Below are 18,406 nucleotides of genomic sequence, written 5' to 3' on the forward strand. Positions count from 1 at the left end.
GCGTCGCTGTCGCTCACGTACACAGGTAAATCAGGTACATGAACCGGCTGCAACTCACGGCAAGCGTCGTCGAACGCGAACCGGTGCGGTACACCCCCGCCGGCGTTCCGATTGCAAGCTGCACGTTGCACCACCGCACGGAAGTCGTCGAGGCGGGCATTGCCCGTCAGGTCGAACTGACCATGCAGGCGGTTGCCGCGGGCGAAGCGAGCGGTCAGCTCGAAAACTGTCGGATGGGCGTCGAAACGCTCTTCACAGGTTTTCTGGCGAAACAGCACCGTAACGCGCGAACTCTGGTATTTCACATCACAGCATTGCAGGACATTGGAAAGGACTAATCATGCCCCGCCCGACTGGTAAGAAATTCGACAAGCGTCGTCAGCAACAGAACCCGCTCTTCAAGCGCAAGAAGTTCTGCCGTTTCACGGCAGCTGGCGTCGAATCCATCGACTACAAAGACATCGAAACGCTGAAGGACTTCATCGGCGAGAACGGCAAGATCACGCCGGCACGTCTCACGGGTACCAAGGCTCACTACCAACGCCAGCTGGACACGGCTATCAAGCGCGCACGTTTCCTCGCGCTGGTGCCGTACACCGACCAGCACAAGGCCTAACCCGACGACGCGATAAGGAGCATCCGAATGCAAATCATTCTTCTGGAAAAAGTCGTCAATCTGGGTAACCTGGGCGACATCGTGAAGGTCAAGGACGGTTACGCACGTAACTTCCTGATCCCGAACAAGAAAGCTCGCCGTGCAACGAAGGACGCGCTGGCTGAATTCGAAGTGCGTCGCGCAGAACTCGAAAAGCTCGCCGCTGAAAAGCTGGCAGCTGCTCAGGCTCAAGGCGAAAAGCTGGCAGGCCAGACGGTTCAGGTCCATCAGAAGGCTGGCGTCGACGGCCGTCTGTTCGGCTCGGTGACGAACGCCGACATCGCTGACGCACTGGGCAAGCAAGGCTTCGCAGTGGAAAAGGCGCAAGTGCGTCTGCCGGAAGGCCCGCTGAAGATGGTTGGCGAGCACCCGGTTCAGGTTTCGCTGCACACCGACGTTCTCGTCGATGTGACGGTGGCCGTGATCGGCGAGCACGTCTAAGTCGACTGCTGAGCCGCACTGAGCTGCACTGAGCATTACGCAGGATCAGCCAGCACTTTGTGCTGCTGAAGGGCAGGGGCCGGGTAACCGGCCCCTGCTTTTTTTGTGCCCGACTCTTTTCCCGCATCGTCGGTGTTGGCGTTTTTTCCGCTCGCCGCAGCCGCCGGATTGCCTGATAATTCCTCCCCATGAACGCACCGTCCAAAGACCCTCAGCTTGAGTCGCTGAAAGTCCCGCCGCATTCGATCGAGGCCGAGCAATCGGTGCTGGGCGGCCTGCTGCTCGACAACGCGGCGTGGGACCGCATCGCCGACTTTCTCGCGCAAAGCGACTTCTATCGCTACGACCACCGCATCATCTTCGAGCACATCGGCAAGCTGATCGCGGCGACGCGCCCGGCCGACGTGATCACCGTCTACGAGGCGCTCGGCACCTCGGGCAAGGCGGAAGAGGTCGGCGGTCTCGCTTACCTGAATGCGCTCGCGCAGAACACGCCGAGCGCGGCCAATATTCGCCGCTATGCGGAAATCGTGCGCGATCGCGCGGTGCTGCGCCGGCTCGTGTCGGTCGCCGATGAAATTTCTGCCGACGCGTTCAATCCGCAAGGCAAGGAAGTCCGGCAACTGCTCGACGAAGCGGAATCGAAGGTGTTTTCGATCGCCGAAGACGGCGCGCGCGGCACCCAGGGCTTCCTCGAAATCGGACCGCTCCTGACCGAAGTGGTCGAGCGGATCGACACGCTGTACCACACCGCCAATCCGAGCGATGTGACCGGCACGCCGACCGGCTTCGTCGATCTGGATCGGATGACGTCGGGCATGCACGGCGGCGAGCTGATCATCGTTGCGGGTCGTCCGTCGATGGGTAAAACGGCGTTTTCGATGAACGTCGGCGAATACGTGGCAGTCGAGTACGGGCTGCCTGTTGCGGTGTTCTCGATGGAAATGCCGGGCACGCAGCTGACCATGCGTATGCTCGGCTCGGTCGGCCGGCTCGACCAGCACCGTATGCGAACCGGGCGTCTGACCGACGAGGATTGGCCGAAGCTCACGCACGCGGTGCAGAAAATGAGCGAGGCGCAGATTTTCATCGACGAAACCGGCGGTCTGAACCCGATGGAACTGCGCTCGCGCGCGCGCCGGCTGTCGCGCCAGTGCGGCAAGCTCGGCCTCATCATCATCGACTACCTGCAGCTGATGAGCGGTTCGTCGTCCGGCGAAAACCGCGCGACCGAAATTTCCGAAATCTCGCGTTCGCTGAAGAGTCTCGCGAAGGAACTCGACGTGCCGGTGATCGCGCTGTCGCAGCTGAACCGTGGTCTCGAACAGCGCCCGAACAAACGTCCGATCATGTCGGACCTGCGCGAATCGGGCGCTATCGAGCAGGATGCGGACGTGATCCTGTTCATTTATCGCGACGAGGTGTATAACCCGGACAGCCCGGACAAGGGCACCGCGGAGATCATAATCGGTAAGCAGCGTAATGGTCCGATCGGCCCTGTTCGACTCACATTCCACGGTCAATACACAAAGTTTGACAATTTTGCCGGCGCGCAGAATTTCTACGGCGGCGAGTGACGCCGCCCGGCCCGCGGAACCCTCGCGGGCAGTCCGTCAGTAACACGATGGGGCGACGCAGTGTCGCCCCGTTGTTGTAACGGCACTGTCAAAAGTGCGACATCGGTTACACGACGGTACAATATGGCGGTTTTATGTCAGCCATCACGTGACCCATTTCCAGGATCCCAATGTTCGGTCGATTCATGCCCACCGAGGGCAAGTTCTTTGAAATCTTCAATTCGCACGCAACGTGCATCGTCTCGGCGAGCCACGAACTCGAGCTGCTGATCGACAATCTGCAGGACGCGGAAACCCACAAGCAGAACGTGCAGAAGGCCGAGAAAGCGGCAGACAAACTGACGCACGAAGCCATCGACCTGTTGCACAAGACTTTCATCACGCCGCTGGATCGCGACGAGATCCACAAGCTGATCACGACGATGGACGACATCCTCGATCTGATGGAGGACGTCGCGACCGCGATTTCGTTGTACGACGTGCAGTCGGTCACGTCGGAGGCCAGCCAGCTCGCGCATATCTGCACCGCGACCGCCGAGCGCGTGCAGTTCGCGGTCAGCCTGCTGTCGGACATGAAGCAGGCGAGCCAGATCCTGAAGGCTTGCGAGGACATCGACCGGCTCGAATCGGAGGCCGACCGCGTGCTGCGCGCGGCGATCTCGAAGCTGTTCCGCGAGGAAGACGACGTCAAGGTCCTGATCAAGCTCAAGGCGATCTACGAGCTGCTCGAAACGATCACGGACAAATGTGAGGATGTGGCGAACATCATCGAAGGCATCGTGCTGGAAAACGCATAATGCAATCGATACAACTCGCTATCTGGGTCGTCGCCGGCCTGGTCGCCATCGCGTTGGTGTTCGACTTCATGAACGGCTTTCACGACGCCGCGAATTCGATCGCCACGGTCGTGTCGACCGGCGTGCTGAAGCCGCAGCAGGCGGTGGCGTTCGCCGCGGCGTTCAACGTCATTGCGTACTTCGTGTTCCACCTGAAAGTGGCCGCGACCGTGGGCAAGGGCACGATCGACCCGGAAATCGTCGACCATTACGTGATCTTCGGCGCGCTGGTCGGCGCGATCGCGTGGAACATCATCACGTGGCATTACGGCATTCCGTCCAGCTCGTCGCACGCGCTGATCGGCGGTCTCGTCGGCGCGGCGCTCGCGAAGTCGGGTTGGGGTTCGCTGAACCTCGACGGCCTGATGAAGACCGTCGCGTTCATCTTCATTTCGCCGCTGCTCGGCTTCGTGCTCGGCTCGTTTTTCATGCTGCTGGTGTCGTGGCTGTATTTCCGCACGCCGCCCAGCAAGGTCGACCGGCGCTTCCGCCGCCTGCAACTGCTGTCCGCGGGTCTCTACAGCCTCGGGCACGGTGGCAACGACGCGCAGAAGACTATCGGCATTATCTGGATGCTGCTGATCGCAACCGGCTTCGCGTCGATGAACGCGGATGCGCCGCCGCTGTGGGTGATCGGCGGCTGCTATCTGTCGATGGGTCTCGGCACGCTGTTCGGCGGCTGGCGGATCGTGCGGACGATGGGCCAGAAGATCACCAAGCTGAAGCCGGTCGGCGGCTTTTGCGCGGAGTCGGGCGGGGCGCTTACGCTGTTTACCGCGTCGTGGCTCGGCATTCCGGTGTCCACCACCCACACGATTACCGGCGCGATCGTCGGTGTTGGCGCGACGCAAAAGCTCTCCGCCGTGCGCTGGGGCGTGGCGGGCAATATCGTCTGGGCGTGGATTCTGACGATTCCGGCTTCCGCGGTGCTGTCCGGCGCCGCCTGGTGGCTCGGCCACCGCTTCCTGTAAAACCGGGCGATGCGGGCCTGCGCTGCCGGTTTGGCTGAGCGGCACGCGCGGGCGTCGGCTTTATGCTGCTAGCCGCATCGCTGCGGTTTCCTTCTTACCGCAGACTCCGTGCGGTTTTCACGCAGTTCTCCTCAAAGCACGCTTTCGCGTCGGCCTGCAACGGCATCGCGCGTGACTTGCGTTCAGATCAGCGGCGCGCTCGCGCCATCCATCGGGATAATCGCGCCCGTCACGTAGCTCGCGCGCCGGCTCGCGAGGAACAGCGCGACGTCGGCGATTTCCTCCGGCTTTGCGTAGCGCCCGAGCGGCACTTTGGCCTGGCCGCGCGCGAGCGCCTCCTCGTTGCCGATACCGTGCTGCGCCGCTTCCAGCTTGACCGCTTCCTCGACGCGTTCGGTCAGCGTCGAACCCGGATTGATCGCGTTGATGCGAATGCCGTAGCGCGCGTAGTAGTGCGCGAGACCGACGGTCGCGAGCATCAGCGCCGCGTTCGCCGCGCCGCCCGCGATATGGATGTCGCTCGCCATCTTGCCGCCCATGCCGATGATGTTGACGATCGTGCCGGGCTCGCCGCCGCCGGCCTTCGCGCGCTCGGCCATGCGGCGCAGCACTTCCTGCTGCGGATAGATGTAGGGGAAATACTTCGCTTCCATGGTCGCGCGGAACGCGTCGGCGTCGAGCGTTTCCGGGTCGTAGCGGCGCGCGGCGCCGGCGCTGTTGACCAGCACGTCGATCGGGCCCACCGCGGTGCTGACTTCCTCGACGATGTCGGCGGCGCTATGCGGCTCGTGCAGATCGGCGCGCGTGCGATGCACGTGCAGGCCTTCCTGCGTTAGCTGCTCGTAGGCACGCGCGAGATTGGCGGGATCGCGCGACACGATCGCGACCTTGGCACCTTCCTGCGCGAAGGCGCGCGCGCAGGCGAAGCCGATGCCTTTGCTGCCGCCGGTGATCAGCACCACTTTGTCTTTGAGACCGAGTTCCATCGTCGCCACCCGCCGTCGGAAGAATATCGATGACGATAGCAGATCAGCGTCCGGGCGGTGCCTGACGGCGGCTTTTTATGCGAGGCGGGAGAGGGTGGAGTCGCGCGTTTTGCGGACAGCAGGTAAGGCGCGGCGTGTCGTATTGCGCCGCAGGCAGCAGCGCTTCGTAGCCCATCGCGTCGGCCGGCGTACGGCGAATGCTGTTGAGTCCGGCACCGTGGCCGTGGTGAGCGTGCCTGGGCTGCGTCAGTAGCTACCGTTCGCGAAGCGGGCGATCGGGTCGTCGCTGGTTTGCGTCGGCGCTGGCACACCGCGTGAGGCCGTCGATGCGCGCATGAGCTGTACGCCGCTGCCCGTTTCCGCCTGCTGCGCCTGCTGGGCCTGACGTGTCGCCACGGCGGCGGGCGGAGGCGGCTCGAACGCATCGGCGGCGGCATCGATGGCGTCGGGAGCGCCTGTTCCGGTCGCCGAGGCCGGTGCGGCGGCGCGGGTCGCTATCGGCTGCGGTGCCGATTGTGTCGCTTGCGCAGCTTGTGCCGCTTGAACTGCCGACGGCACGCCGGCCCCGTAGGTGCTCGCCTGAGCGGTCGGCACGACAGTCGGTGCAACGGCGCCGGCGGAGCGCGCCTGCAACTGCGCCGCGCTCATGCCGGGCGGCGGCGGTTCGAACGGATCGGCCTGCGCGGCGGGAGCGCCGCCTGAGTTGGCCAATGCTGTTGTCGAAACTGTAGACACCTGAGGTGCCGCCATCGACGGCGCGCGCGGCGCTGCGTCAACGCGTGCCGTTTGCGCCGGCGCGCCCGCTCCGGCATAAACCGGCGCCTGTGCCGACGATGCCTTCGCCGTCAGCGGCACGTTATTCGAAGCGGCACCCGCTCCCGCATATCCCGAAGACGACGTCGCCGCAACTGCAGCCGTGCCAACCGCGCCACGTTCCCCCTGCGAGGCCGGAGCCGCCGCCTGGTAGCTCGGCGCATCGAACGGCGCCGGCGTCGCGGCCGGTCCGGCTACCCGGCGAATACCGTCGAAGCGCTTGGCCCAATAGGGATTGGTCAGATAGTCGAGCCGCACCGTGCCGCCCGTCGACGGAGCATTGACGAAGCGCAGCTTGCCGACATAGATGCCGACGTGCGAATGCGGGCGCCCGGTCGTATTGAAGAAGATCAGGTCGCCGGGCGCAATTCCGTCCGGTTCGATCGATTCGCCGCGCCCGCTCATCTCGGCCGTGGTGCGCGGCAGATTCACCGACGCCGCGCGCAGCACCACATAGCGCACGAGGCCGCTGCAATCGAAGCCGCTATCGGGCGTATTGCCGCCCCAGCGGTACGGCACGCCGACGAGGCCCATCGCCTGGATCGAGATTTCCTCGCGGCCGATGCTGTGATCGACGAAGTGGGGGAAGCCAGGCGGCGGCGCATGATACGTGCCGTTCGCAACGACGATGCCGCCGGAGCCGCGCGCGCTCTTCTGCGGTGCACCGGCACAGGCGGCGAGCAGCAGGACGGGGAGCAGCGAAAGGGCGAGTCGGCGCATGAAAAACGTAACGGGTGTAAACACCCGCTTACTCACTGACGATGTCGGGATGGTAGCCGCCGAATAGGGTCGCGGCAAGAATTGTTCATCAATTACTTGAAGTTTGTGCGCTAAGTGTTGCCGGTGCGGGACGTCGTCGGCAATAAAAAAGCCGCGTCCGGAACCCACCGGACGCGGCTTTGCGGGGAAAAAACAGCCGACGCTTACAGAATTTCCGACGCGTAGTCCGCCAGACGCGAACGTTCGCCGCGCGCCAATGTTACATGGCCGCTATGCGCCCAACCCTTGAAGCGGTCGACCACGTAGGTAAGCCCGGAGCTGCCCTCAGTCAGATAAGGCGTGTCGATCTGCGCGATATTGCCGAGGCAGATGATCTTCGTGCCCGGGCCCGCGCGTGTGACGAGCGTCTTCATCTGCTTCGGCGTCAGGTTCTGCGCCTCGTCGATGATCAGATACTTGTCGACGAAGGTCCGGCCGCGCATGAAGTTCATGCTCTTGACCTTCAGGCGCGAGCGGATCAGCTCCTGGGTCGCCGCGCGGCCCCATTCGCCGGCGGCGTCGTCGGTCTTTTGCAGCACTTCGAGGTTGTCGTCGAACGCGCCCATCCAGGGCTGCATCTTTTCCTCTTCGGTGCCCGGCAGGAAGCCGATGTCCTCGCCGACCGGCACGGTTGCGCGCGTCACGATGATCTCGTTGTAGCGCTTGTCGTCGAGCACCTGCGCGAGGCCGGCCGCGAGCGCGACCAGCGTCTTGCCTGTGCCGGCCTGGCCGAGCAGCGTGACGAAGTCGATTTCCGGATTCATCAGCAGGTTCAGCGCGAAGTTCTGCTCGCGATTACGCGCCGTGATGCCCCACACGTTGTTCTTGTGGTGGCCGTAGTCGCGCAAGGTTTGCAGCAGCGCTGTCTTGCCGTTCAGCTCGCGCACCAGCGCATGAAACGCCGGCTCGCCGTTCTGCGGCTCCAGATAGACGAACTCGTTGACCAGCATCGACGCGCACAGCGGACCCGTGACCCGGTAGTAGGTCGTGCCGGTCTTGGTGTCCTGCCAGCTCTCCATGCCCTTCGCGTGCTTCGTCCAGAAGTCCTGCGGCAGCGCGCGCACGCCCGAATACAGCAGGTCGCTGTCTTCGAGCACCTGGTCGTTGAAGTAGTCTTCGGCGGGCAGGCCGAGCGCGTGCGCCTTGATGCGCATGTTGATGTCTTTCGACACCAGCACGACCTGGCGATCCGCGCGGTCGCGCTGCAATGCGCGCACGACGCCGAGGATCTGGTTGTCGGCCTTGCCTTCCGGCAGACCTTCGACCCGCTCGATCGCGGTCAGCCGCGTCTGGAAGTACAGCCGTCCGGACGCCTCGCGGCTGCCCAGACGCGCGAGCGAAATGCCGTCGGCGATGTCGCCGGCGTTCGCGACCAGCGCGTCGAGTGTGCGGCTCACCTGACGCGCGTTACGCGCGACTTCCGACATGCCCTTCTTGTGGTTGTCGAGCTCTTCCAACGTCATCATCGGCAGATAGACGTCGTGTTCCTCGAAGCGGAACAGGCAGCTCGGGTCGTGCATCAGCACGTTGGTGTCGAGCACGAAGAGCTTCTGCACCTCGGCCGGCGCGGCGCCGGTGCCGCGTTTCTTGCGCGTGGTGCCGGTGGCTTGCGTGGGCGCGGCGGCCGTTTCGGCCGTGGGTTGTTTCGCGGACGGCGAGCGCGCGACAGCCGGCTCGGCGTGCAGCCGGGCTTCGGCGGCAGCGGCCGCAGCGATCTCGGGTTGCGCACGCGCAGCCGGCACCGGTTGCAACAGCGCGGCGGTCTGCTTCGTTTTGCGGCCGCGTGCCGGCGCGGGTTGCGAGACGGGCTGCGGCTCGACGGCCGGCACCGGACGCAATGTGGTGGCGGCGTTGGCCGCGTGCGCCATCGGGGTGGCGACATTGGCGCGGCCGTAATCGGCCGACTCTGCGGATTCCCCTTCACGCGGCTGTTTTTTCGCGGCGGAGCGCGCGGGCGTGACGGCTTTGGCCTTGTATTCGTCAGGCGACAAAAGATTGCCGAGCTTGCTGGGGGGAGTAGGCAAAGGCATGGTTTCCCTCGAAATAATCGGGTCACATATCGTGCGCCGCCCGTCGCATTCTGCCGGCGCCCTCACGGGGGCGCCCAGTTTGCGCGAGGAGGCGCGCATTCGGTCTAGAGATGCCGGTTCGCCTGGTCTTCGATAGGCTCCTTGACGGAAGCGCGCAACCCGATAAACGAACGGTCGCGCGCAATTAAAAAAGCCGCCGCCCCGGCATTGGGGGCAAGCGGCTCGACTACGATGCTCGCGTTGCGCCTCATGCTCCGAACCGCCCCGGTGGATCCGGTCAAGCGGCCGTCAGAGTTGGCGCAGCGGAGAACAGTATGGGGTGGACAGGCACTCATTGCGGCCCAATATAGCGCGCCTCAAAGCGCTTGTACAGCTTCCAGAATGTCGTCGACGTGGCCCGGCACTTTCACGCCGCGCCACTCCTGGCGAAGCACCCCGTCGGCGTCGATGAGGAACGTGGAGCGCTCGATCCCCCGTACCTCTTTGCCATACATTTTCTTCATTTTGATGACATTGAAGAGCGCGCAGAGCGTTTCTTCCGTATCCGAAATCAGCGGGAACGGCAGTTCGAGCTTGGCCTTGAAATTGTCATGCGAGCGCAGGCTGTCGCGCGACACGCCGAGCACTTCCGCGCCGGCCTTCTTGAACTTCGGGTACAGATCGCGGAACTGCAGACCTTCGGTCGTGCAGCCCGGCGTGTTGTCCTTCGGATAGAAATACAGCACCACCTTCTTGCCCCGCAGCTTGGACAGCGTGATCTCGCCGCCGGTCGCGGGGGCGGTGAAGTCGGGGATGGGTTGGTCGACTGCGATGGACACGAGGTTCTCCGGTGGTTGGAGCCGGCGTCGCTGGCTGCCGCGGCGTCGGCTGGTCTGTCGTCGAGGTTGTTGTTGTTCGGGGAGGCGGGCGGTGCCGGTGCGAGGAGGCCCGATGGCAGCCTGCCCGCAGCCCGCTTGCGCCTGCTTGCGCCTGCTTGCGGCGCCTTCGGAGCCCGCCTGCAGCATCAGGCGAGCTTGCCGCGTCCCCGATGCTGCAGGCGGCGAGCGTCGCGCCGTGTTCCGGCCGTGTCAGGGCTGGATGATCAGCTTGCCGGAGCGCCCTGGAATTTCGCCCCACGTAACAGGGTACGATGGCAATGTGTCGCGGTCTAGCGTGGCGTAGTAGTCGCCCATCGTCGCGAACGTGTGGCCCTGCGCGCGCCAGCCTTCCAGCAGCTGCTCGAAAATCGGCGCGAGCTTCTGTCCTTCGAGTTCCGCGTGCAGCGTGAACACCTGGTCGTGCGGATTGTTTTCGGTCTGTTTGAGCATCCACGCGGCGACGTTGTGCGTGTCGACACCGTCGACGCCGAGCACTTCGTCGAGTGTCGGCAGCGTGGTCGGCATCTGCACGTGCGCGAGCGTCCTGCCGTCGACCACCGGCAGATACGGCGAGCGGCCACGGCCGTCGGACGCGTAGCGCATGCCCCACGCGTCGATCTGCTCGAACGCGTAGCCGTTCATCTGCCAGCCGGCCGCGCCGTGCGTGACGGGCGGCGCGCCGAACACCTCGATGAAACGCTCGTGGCTGTGCTGCATCTGCCGCGCGGTCCACGCGCGATCTTTCGAGCGCACGTTGTCCTGCCAGTACACGTGGTCCCACGTATGGATGCCGCACTCGAAGCCGGCTTCGTGGATCGCGCGCATTTCCGCCGAAGTCTTCGCGCCGATGTCCGGACCAGGCAGCAGCACGCCGTACATCAGTTGCCGGATGCCGTAGTGCTCGACCACGGAAGTGCGCGACACCTTCTTCAGAAAGCCCGGCCGCAGCACGCGGCGCATCGCCCAACCGGTGTGGTCGGGACCGAGGCTGAAGAGGAAGGTGGCGCGCGCCTTGAAGCGGTCGAAGATGCGCGCGAGGTTTGGCACGCCTTCGCGGGTGCCGCGCAGCGTGTCGACGTCGATCTTCAGAACGATGCGAGCCAAGGATGCGCTCTTATTGCTGTTCGACGAGTGCGCGGGCTTCCGCGACGTGGCCGCGGTACGCCTCGAAAATCTTGCGCAGCGCTTCGTCGAAGGTCGACTTCGGCGCCCAGCCGAGTTCCTGCATCGTGTTGTCGATCTTCGGCACGCGGTTCTGCACGTCCTGGTAGCCGTTGCCGTAGTACGCGCCCGACGACGTCTCGACCAGTTGCACCTGCTTGGCCATCGCCGCGTATTCGGGGAATTCCGCGGCCAGCGCCAGCATCTTGTGCGCGAGCTCACGCACCGAGAAGTTGTTGGTCGGGTTGCCGATGTTGTAGATCTTGCCGGTCGCGACGCCGTCCTTGTTCTCGATGATCTTCATCAGCGCGCCGATGCCGTCGTCGATGTCCGTGAACGCGCGCTTCTGCGCGCCGCCGTCGACGAGGCTGATGTTCTCGCCGCGCACGATGTGGCCAAGGAACTGCGTGACCACGCGCGACGAACCTTCCTTCGGCGTGTAGATCGAGTCGAGACCCGGGCCGATCCAGTTGAACGGACGGAACAGCGTGAAGTTCAGGCCTTCCATGCCGTAGCCCCAGATCACGCGGTCCATCAACTGCTTCGAGCACGCGTAGATCCAGCGCGGCTTGTTGATCGGGCCGTACGACAGTTGCGATTCTTCCGGATCGAACTGCTCGTCCGTGCACATGCCGTAGACCTCGGAGGTCGACGGAAACACGAGGTGCTTGCCGTACTTGACGGCCGAACGCACGATCGGCAGGTTCGCCTCGAAGTCCAGTTCGAACACGCGCAGCGGCTGCTTCACATAGGTAGCGGGCGTGGCGATCGCGACGAGCGGCAGGATCACATCGCACTTGCGGATGTGATATTCGACCCACTCCTTGTTGATCGTGATGTCGCCTTCGAAGAAGTGCATCCGCTCGTGATTGACGAGGTCACCCAGACGTTCGGTCTGCATGTCCATCCCGAACACTTCCCAGTCGGTCGTTTCGAGAATGCGTTTGGACAGGTGATGGCCGATAAAGCCGTTCACACCCAGAATCAGGACTTTTTTCATGACTATCGGGGAGTTTGGATGAGCTGGGCGAATTCCGCCGGACTGACGACAGTTTCTGCGCCGTCGTGCTGGTGCCGTAATTCGTGGATGGTGATCGCGCGGCCGTCGCCGCAGATCGCGAAAACGGCATTATCGCTTACGTGCAGGCCCGCCGGCAAATCCGGGCGGAGCGCGCCGGGCATCGCGAGGCGCGCGCGCGCGACGATCAGCCGGTGGCCGTTCAGGTCCGTGAACGCGCCCGGATAGGGCGGCGCGACCGCGCGGATCAGGTTGTAGACCTGCTGCGCGGGCTGGGTCCAGTCGATGCGGCCGTCTTCCGGCTTGCGCCCGCCGTAGTAGCTGCCGTGCGCGAGATCGTTCGGCAGATGCGGCGCTTCGCCGGCGAGCAGCGCCGGCAGCACGCGCCACAAGGTCTGCTCGGCGGCGACCGTGACCTTGTCGAACACTTGCGCGGCGGTGTCGTCGGGCAGGATCGGTACCGGCGTCTGCGCGATGATCGCGCCGGCGTCGGGCTTGGCGGCCATTTCGTGCAGCGTCGCGCCGGTTTCCGTTTCGCCGTGGATCACTGCCCAGTTGGTCGGTACGCGGCCGCGATATTTCGGCAGCAGCGAGCCGTGCATGTTGTAAGCGCCCCGTGCGGCGAGCGCCAGCAGCTCGAGCGGCAACATGTGGCGGTAGTAGAACGAGAAGATGAAGTCCGGCCGCGCGGCGCTGACCGCGGCGCGCAGCTCAGGGCTCTTCGGATCGGCGGGCGTGACGACCGGAATGCCGTGCTCGGCCGCGACCGACGCGACGCTGCGGAACCAGATGTTCTCGCTCGGGTTGTCCTCGTGGGTGACGACGAGCGCCACCTCGACGCCGCGCGCGAGCAGCACCTGCAGGCAGCGCACGCCGACGTTGTGATACGCGAATACGACGGCGCGCGGCTTCATGGCGTGGGTCCCTGATCGGCGAGCGGGGTGGCCCGCACCGCGGGTTGCGCGACGCTCTCGCGCGGCGTCTGGCTGATCGGCAAACCGTCACGCTCTTCGAGAATGGTCTGCACCAGATAACGCGGCCGCGCGCGCACCTGCTGATAGATCCGGCCGATGTACTCGCCGAGCAGGCCGAGCGCGAAGATGATCACGCCGAGCAGGAAGAAGGTGATAGCGAACAGCGTGAACACACCTTGCACTTCCGCGCCGATGATGAAGCGCCGAATCAGCAGCAGCACGAACAGCGCCGCGGAGCCGAGCGACAGGATCACCCCGATGAACGACAGCCATTGCAGCGGCACCACCGAAAAGCCGGTGACGAGGTCGAAATTCAGCCGGATCAGCGAATACAGCGAGTACTTCGATTCGCCGGCGAAGCGCTCCTCGTGCGCGACGTCGATCTCGACCGGGTTCTGCGCGAACGTGTACGCGAGCGCCGGAATGAACGTATTGATCTCGCCGCAGCGGTTGATCGTATCGACGATGTGGCGGCTGTACGCGCGCAGCATGCAGCCCTGGTCGGTCATCTTGATGCGCGTGATGCGCTCGCGCAGATGGTTCATCGCGCGCGAGGCCTTGCGGCGCCACAGGCTGTCCTGGCGCTGCATGCGGATCGTGCCGACGTAGTCGTAGCCGTCGCGCATCTTCGCGACCAGCTTGCCGATTTCCTCGGGCGGGTTCTGCAGGTCGGCGTCGAGCGTGATCACGATGTCGCCGCGCGATTGCTCGAAGCCCGCGAGAATCGCCATGTGCTGGCCGTAGTTGCCGTTCAGCAGGATCACGCGCGTCGCGTCGGGGCGGGCGCGGAACTGCTCGGCGAGCAGCGCGGCGGATTTGTCGCGGCTGCCGTCGTTGATGAAGATCACTTCATAGCGGGTGCCGAGCGCGTCGAGCGCCGGATAGAGGCGCGCGAACAGCGCAGCCAGTCCGGCTTCCTCGTTGTACACCGGGATGATGATCGATACTTCCGGTGCGACGGCGCGATGTTCCGAATAAGTCATGTCCGCTTATTTTCCGTATTGTTCGCAAATTTCATTGACCGCGCGGCACACGCGCTCGACATCGCCTTCGTTCATCAGCGTGAAGAGCGGCAGCGTCACGGTGGTGGCGCCGAAGCGCTCCGCGTGCGGGAACATGCCTTCCCGGAAGCCGCGCGCGCGGTACAGCGAGAACAGGTGTAGCGCCGGGTAATGCACGCCCGAGCCGATGCCGCAATTCTTCAGCTCGCCCATGAAGCCGGCGCGGTCGATCGACAGTTTTTCGAGCGGCAGCGTGATCTGGAACATGTGCCAGTTGCTGTTCTCGAAGTCGGCGAACGGCAGGCCGATGCCGAGCTGGACCGCCGCGCCGCCTTCGAGGCCGGCGAAATACGCCCGCACCAGCTTCCTGCGCTGCGCGGTGAAGCGTTCGATGTGCGGCAGCTGGCCGAGGCCGACGCGCGCGGCGACGTCGGTCAGGTTGTACTTGCCGCCGAGCACGTCGCAGTCCATGCCGTCGAAGCCGGTGCGGGTGATGCCCTGCAGCCGGTACTTCTGCGCGAGCAGCGCTTCTTCCTCGTTGTTCAGGACCAGCGCGCCGCCTTCGACCGAGGTCAGATTCTTGTTCGCGTGGAAGCTGAACGACACGATGTCGCCGAGCTTGCCGATGCGCTCGCCGCGCCACGTCGAGCCGAACGCCTGCGCCGCGTCTTCGATCACGCGCAGCTTGTGCGCGCGGGCGATCGCGTACAGGCGGTCCATGTCGACCGGCAGGCCGCTCAGGAACACCGGCAGCAGCGCCTTGGTGCGCGGTGTGATGGCTTTTTCGAGCTGGTCCAGATCGATGTTGCGGGTGACCGGGTCGATGTCGGCGAACACCGGCGTCGCGCCGGTTTCGAGGATCACGTTGGAGGTCGACACCCAGGTGGCCGGCGTCGTGATGACTTCGTCGCCGGGACCGACGCCGGCGATGCGCAGGCCGATTTCGAGCGTCGCGGTGCCGGAGTTGAAGGTGCGCACTGGACGGCCGCCGCAGAACTCGGAGAGCGCCGCCTCGAACTTCTGGTTCTGCGGGCCGGTGGTGATCCAGCCGGAACGCAGCACGTCGGCGACGCCCTGGATCGTTTCTTCATCGATCTCGGGTTTGACAAACGGCAAAAACGGGACTGTTGACTGGCTCATGAATGCATCGCTCGATTGAAAGGGGGGCTCAGCCCGACGGGCGCGAAGTAAACCACAAAGTACGCGCAAACCCAAGACCACGGCGGAAAAGACGCAACCGTGCAGCTTACCGCGCTCAAGCTTACGTCTGGCTTAGGCGGCCGGTAAGCCGCCTGGGTTCCTGCGTGCCTGCCGATCGCTTACAGTCCGATTGCAGCGCGGCCGTTGCGCGACTGTCGCACGTGGGCCGCGAACTTTTCGCGAAATTGTCGCGCCGGGCGTGTTTCGCCAAGGCGGCGCGAAGATGCTAAACGGTTATAAATGGTGACCGGGCCTGACCGGCGGTAGCCGGCCAGCCGTGGCCGGCGCCGCGCCTAGCTGCGCGCGAGCACGAACACGCCGATCAGGATGATGCCGATGCCGACCAGCTTCTGCACCGACATCACTTCGCCGAACAGATACCACGCGGCCAGCGCGTTGACCACGTAGCCGAGCGACAGCATCGGATAGGCGATCGACACGTCCACGCGCGACAGCCCGACGACCCACACCACCACGCTGATCACATAGCAGGCGAGCCCGCCGATGATCGGCGGCTGCATCGCGAGCTTGAAGCCGATGGGCAGGATGTTCGCACGGGTGAATTCGAAGTGTCCAACGGCATTCGTGCCGGCCTTGAGAAGGAGCTGCGCACCGGCGTTCAGCGTGACGCCGGCGAGAATGCAGAAGAGGGAAATCGGGTTCATCGAACGGTCCGGATGGCGGGGTGGTCAGGGTTGTGTTTTGGCAGCCGACGCCGGCGCCGGTACCGCGGCGGGCGTGGCTGGCGTGGTGGATGCGGCCGGGGCTGCGGTGTCCGCTGCGGCCGGCGTGGCCGGCGTGGCCGGTGCTGCGGCCGGGGAAGCCGAAGAGGCCGCGGCCGGCGAGGTTACAGGCGCGGCATCGGTCGCGGCGGGCGCAGCGCCGGCGTCCGCCGGCAGCGGTTTCATCACCACCACGCGACGCGAATCGCGCGCGATCACCTGTATCGGCAGCCCCTGTTTGACGAGGCGCTCGTAGGTCGGCGGCGGAATCAGCGCGAGCGCGTAGCGGTCGGCCTTCCAGCGTTCGATCCACGCATCGACGGTCGGGACCCATTTTTTCGGCTCGACCGATACGCCGAACGCGAGTTCGTCCGGGTGCTCGACCATGATCATCGTGTGGTCGATATAGAACGGCAGCGTGTGATCGAGCACGCCGACCGAATAGAACGGTGTGTCGGGCGGCAGCTTCGCGAGCTCGGCCTTGATGGCCGGCGCGAGCGGCGCGCCGGAGCTCAGGCGGCCGAACACGTCGTGACCGGTGCCGGCGATCGTGCCGAGCAGCAGCCAGCCCGCGCCGAACGCGGCGAGCGCGCCGAGGCCGACCCGCTTGCCGGCGCCGCCGGCCTGGCCGCGGCGATTCAGCCACAGCGCGAACAGCGTCAGCACGAACGCGACGGCGAGCGCGGCGAGCACCCATACGCGGAATGCGACGTACAGCTCGGTCGGGTTGCGCGCGGTGCCGAGGCGCGGCAGGAACAGCGCGCCGAACGCGGCGACCACGAAAAAGAGCGCGTAGCCCGCCAGATGGCGGTGCAACTGCTCACGCGTGACGAGCGGCAGGTACATGCCGATCAGCATGGCGATCGGCGGCGCGATCGGCAGCGTATAGGACAGCAGCTTCGAATGCGACGCGCTGAAGAACAGGAAGATGAACACGATCCAGGTGAGCATCAGCGTGACCGGCGCGAAGCCGTTCGGCTGACGCGGCTGGCGCCATGCGTGACGCACGCTTTGCAGCGTCACCGACAGCCACGGCAGGAAGCCCACCAGCAGCACCGGCACGAAGTAGTAGAACGGGCCGGGGCGGTTCTGCTCGGGCGTCAGATAGCGCTTGAACTGCTGAACGATGAAGAAGAAGTTCAGGAATTCCGGATTGCGCTGTTGCACGAGCACGAACCACGGCGTCACGATCGCGAAAAAGACGATCAGTCCGCTCACCAGGTGCAGCCGCTTCCACAGCGCCCAGTCGCGCGCGATCAGCGTGTACAGCACCAGCACCGCGCCCGGCAGGATCAGGCCGACGAGGCCCTTGGAGAGCACCGCCATCGCCATCGATGCCCAGCACACCCACATCCAGCCGCGCACGCACGATGGCCGCAGGTTGGGGCGCTGCGCGAGCAGCAGCGCGCACAGCGTGAGCGTCATCCAGAACGACAGGCCCATGTCGAGCGTGTTGAAGTGGCCCATCAGGTTCCAGTACGGCGAGCAGGCGAGCACCAGCGCCGCGAACACGCCGGCCGTCGTGTTGAACACGCGCGCGCCGGTGAAGCCGAGCAGCAGCACGCCGACGAAGCCCGTCAGCGCGGTATAGAGGCGCGCCTGCCATTCGCCGATACCGAACCACGCGAACGTCAGCGCATTCGCCCAGGTTTGCAGCGGCGGTTTCTCAAAATACTTGTAGGCGTTGTAGCGCGGCGTGATCCAGTCGCCGGTGACGAACATCTCGCGCGCCATTTCGGCGTAGCGGCCTTCGTCGCTCGGCAGCAGATGGCGCCAGCCGAGCGGCACGAACCAGATCACGGCGAGAACCAGCACCAGCAGCAGGATGGCGGTGCGGTTGAGCGGTAGCCTCGACGGCGTATCGTTCATGAATTTTCAACCTTTTGTTATCGATGACGCGCGCAAGCGCGCGGCGCCGGAGTCCGGCCCCGGGCGGGATACGCCGGCGCCGGGCGCGATCAGGCTTCGATCAGCAACGCGGCCGCGACCTTGCGGCCCTCGGCCATCAGAATGTTGTAGGTACGGCAGGCCGCCTTGAAGTCCATCGTTTCGACGCCGATGCGTTTCGCGGTGAGCGCGGCGGTCAGGCGTGGGTGCGGAAAGCGCAGCCGCTCGCCGCTGCCGAACACGACCACCTCGGGCGCGGCGTCGATCAGCATCGCGAAGTGCTCGGGGCTCAATTGCTCGAAGGACGAGACGGGCCAGGCAATGACCGGTGCGTCCGGCAGCACGAGAATGCTGCCCGCGTGACGCACCAGATTGATTTCGACGTAGTCGGTGCCGTAGCCGGTGACGGTGTTCAGCGCGCCGCTGGAATCCTGATGTAATTTCAAATTGGTTTTCCGAAGTCGTCGTGAGACGTCATGCGTGTTGCCGGCCTGGTTGGACGCGGCACGGGCCGCGCG

Annotated in this window: 18 protein-coding genes; 6 read left to right on the plus strand and 12 right to left on the minus strand. The window is 64.9% G+C overall.

The genetic code is table 11. The features are described 5' to 3' along the window. Positions 1 to 38: 38 nt before the first annotated feature. The 6 genes from priB (at position 39) to HHL14_RS24495 (ending at position 4,480) form a co-directional block, all read left to right on the plus strand. Entirely contained in the window at positions 39 to 338 is a 300-nt protein-coding gene (priB, locus tag HHL14_RS24470) for a primosomal replication protein N (protein ID WP_169500161.1), read from the plus strand. Positions 339 to 340: 2 nt separating this feature from the next. Continuing rightward, positions 341 to 616, plus strand: coding sequence for a 30S ribosomal protein S18 (rpsR, locus tag HHL14_RS24475; RefSeq protein ID WP_169500162.1), 276 nt, complete (start codon positions 341 to 343; stop codon positions 614 to 616). 27 nt (positions 617 to 643) lie between these two features. Continuing rightward, the gene (rplI, locus tag HHL14_RS24480) at positions 644 to 1,096 is read left to right on the plus strand and encodes a 50S ribosomal protein L9 (RefSeq protein WP_169500163.1); all 453 of its coding nucleotides are present in this window, start codon (positions 644 to 646) and stop codon (positions 1,094 to 1,096) included. Positions 1,097 to 1,284: 188 nt separating this feature from the next. Then, positions 1,285 to 2,673 carry a replicative DNA helicase gene (locus HHL14_RS24485; RefSeq protein WP_169500164.1) on the plus strand — a complete coding sequence of 463 codons (1,389 nt, stop codon included), beginning with the start codon at positions 1,285 to 1,287 and terminating at the stop codon, positions 2,671 to 2,673. A gap of 170 nt (positions 2,674 to 2,843) precedes the next feature. Then, positions 2,844 to 3,470, plus strand: a complete 627-nt coding sequence (locus tag HHL14_RS24490) for a DUF47 domain-containing protein (protein WP_169500165.1) — start codon at positions 2,844 to 2,846, stop codon at positions 3,468 to 3,470. Next, on the plus strand, positions 3,470 to 4,480 hold the full coding sequence (locus HHL14_RS24495; RefSeq protein ID WP_169500166.1) for an inorganic phosphate transporter: 1,011 nt from the start codon (positions 3,470 to 3,472) through the stop codon (positions 4,478 to 4,480). Before HHL14_RS24490 ends, HHL14_RS24495 begins: the two co-directional genes overlap by 1 nt. A gap of 182 nt (positions 4,481 to 4,662) precedes the next feature. Here HHL14_RS24495 and HHL14_RS24500 read toward each other — a convergent pair whose 3' ends face one another. The 12 genes from HHL14_RS24500 to HHL14_RS24555 all read right to left on the minus strand — a co-directional run bounded on the left by HHL14_RS24500 (position 4,663) and on the right by HHL14_RS24555 (position 18,334). Continuing rightward, complete coding sequence (locus HHL14_RS24500; protein WP_169500167.1) at positions 4,663 to 5,466, minus strand: SDR family oxidoreductase; 804 nt, start codon at positions 5,464 to 5,466, stop codon at positions 4,663 to 4,665. A gap of 246 nt (positions 5,467 to 5,712) precedes the next feature. Beyond that, the gene (locus HHL14_RS24505) at positions 5,713 to 6,999 is read right to left on the minus strand and encodes a C40 family peptidase (RefSeq protein ID WP_169500168.1); all 1,287 of its coding nucleotides are present in this window, start codon (positions 6,997 to 6,999) and stop codon (positions 5,713 to 5,715) included. Between the two features lie 203 nt (positions 7,000 to 7,202). Beyond that, positions 7,203 to 9,068 (minus strand): PhoH family protein, encoded by a 1,866-nt coding sequence (locus tag HHL14_RS24510; RefSeq protein ID WP_169500169.1) that lies wholly within the window; start codon positions 9,066 to 9,068, stop codon positions 7,203 to 7,205. Positions 9,069 to 9,424: 356 nt separating this feature from the next. Continuing rightward, positions 9,425 to 9,886 (minus strand): peroxiredoxin, encoded by a 462-nt coding sequence (locus HHL14_RS24515; RefSeq protein WP_169500224.1) that lies wholly within the window; start codon positions 9,884 to 9,886, stop codon positions 9,425 to 9,427. Between the two features lie 249 nt (positions 9,887 to 10,135). Continuing rightward, entirely contained in the window at positions 10,136 to 11,029 is an 894-nt protein-coding gene (locus tag HHL14_RS24520) for a polysaccharide deacetylase family protein (protein WP_169500170.1), read from the minus strand. Positions 11,030 to 11,039: 10 nt separating this feature from the next. After that, positions 11,040 to 12,086 (minus strand): bifunctional UDP-4-keto-pentose/UDP-xylose synthase, encoded by a 1,047-nt coding sequence (locus HHL14_RS24525; RefSeq protein ID WP_169500171.1) that lies wholly within the window; start codon positions 12,084 to 12,086, stop codon positions 11,040 to 11,042. 2 nt (positions 12,087 to 12,088) lie between these two features. Beyond that, a complete protein-coding gene (locus HHL14_RS24530) occupies positions 12,089 to 13,018 on the minus strand; it encodes a formyltransferase (protein ID WP_169500172.1) in 930 nt (309 codons plus the stop codon). Then, positions 13,015 to 14,061, minus strand: a complete 1,047-nt coding sequence (locus tag HHL14_RS24535; RefSeq protein WP_169500173.1) for a glycosyltransferase — start codon at positions 14,059 to 14,061, stop codon at positions 13,015 to 13,017. The genes HHL14_RS24530 and HHL14_RS24535 overlap by 4 nt, the downstream gene beginning before the upstream one ends. Positions 14,062 to 14,067: 6 nt before the next feature. Further along, a complete protein-coding gene (locus HHL14_RS24540) occupies positions 14,068 to 15,219 on the minus strand; it encodes a DegT/DnrJ/EryC1/StrS family aminotransferase (protein WP_169500174.1) in 1,152 nt (383 codons plus the stop codon). 353 nt (positions 15,220 to 15,572) lie between these two features. Continuing rightward, complete coding sequence (locus HHL14_RS24545; protein ID WP_169500175.1) at positions 15,573 to 15,944, minus strand: SMR family transporter; 372 nt, start codon at positions 15,942 to 15,944, stop codon at positions 15,573 to 15,575. 24 nt (positions 15,945 to 15,968) lie between these two features. Next, a complete protein-coding gene (locus HHL14_RS24550) occupies positions 15,969 to 17,870 on the minus strand; it encodes an ArnT family glycosyltransferase (protein ID WP_169500176.1) in 1,902 nt (633 codons plus the stop codon). Positions 17,871 to 17,959: 89 nt separating this feature from the next. After that, the gene (locus HHL14_RS24555; protein WP_169500225.1) at positions 17,960 to 18,334 is read right to left on the minus strand and encodes an Mth938-like domain-containing protein; all 375 of its coding nucleotides are present in this window, start codon (positions 18,332 to 18,334) and stop codon (positions 17,960 to 17,962) included. Positions 18,335 to 18,406: the final 72 nt, after the last annotated feature.

This window comes from Paraburkholderia antibiotica (assembly GCF_012927125.1).
Classification (GTDB): domain Bacteria; phylum Pseudomonadota; class Gammaproteobacteria; order Burkholderiales; family Burkholderiaceae; genus Paraburkholderia; species Paraburkholderia antibiotica.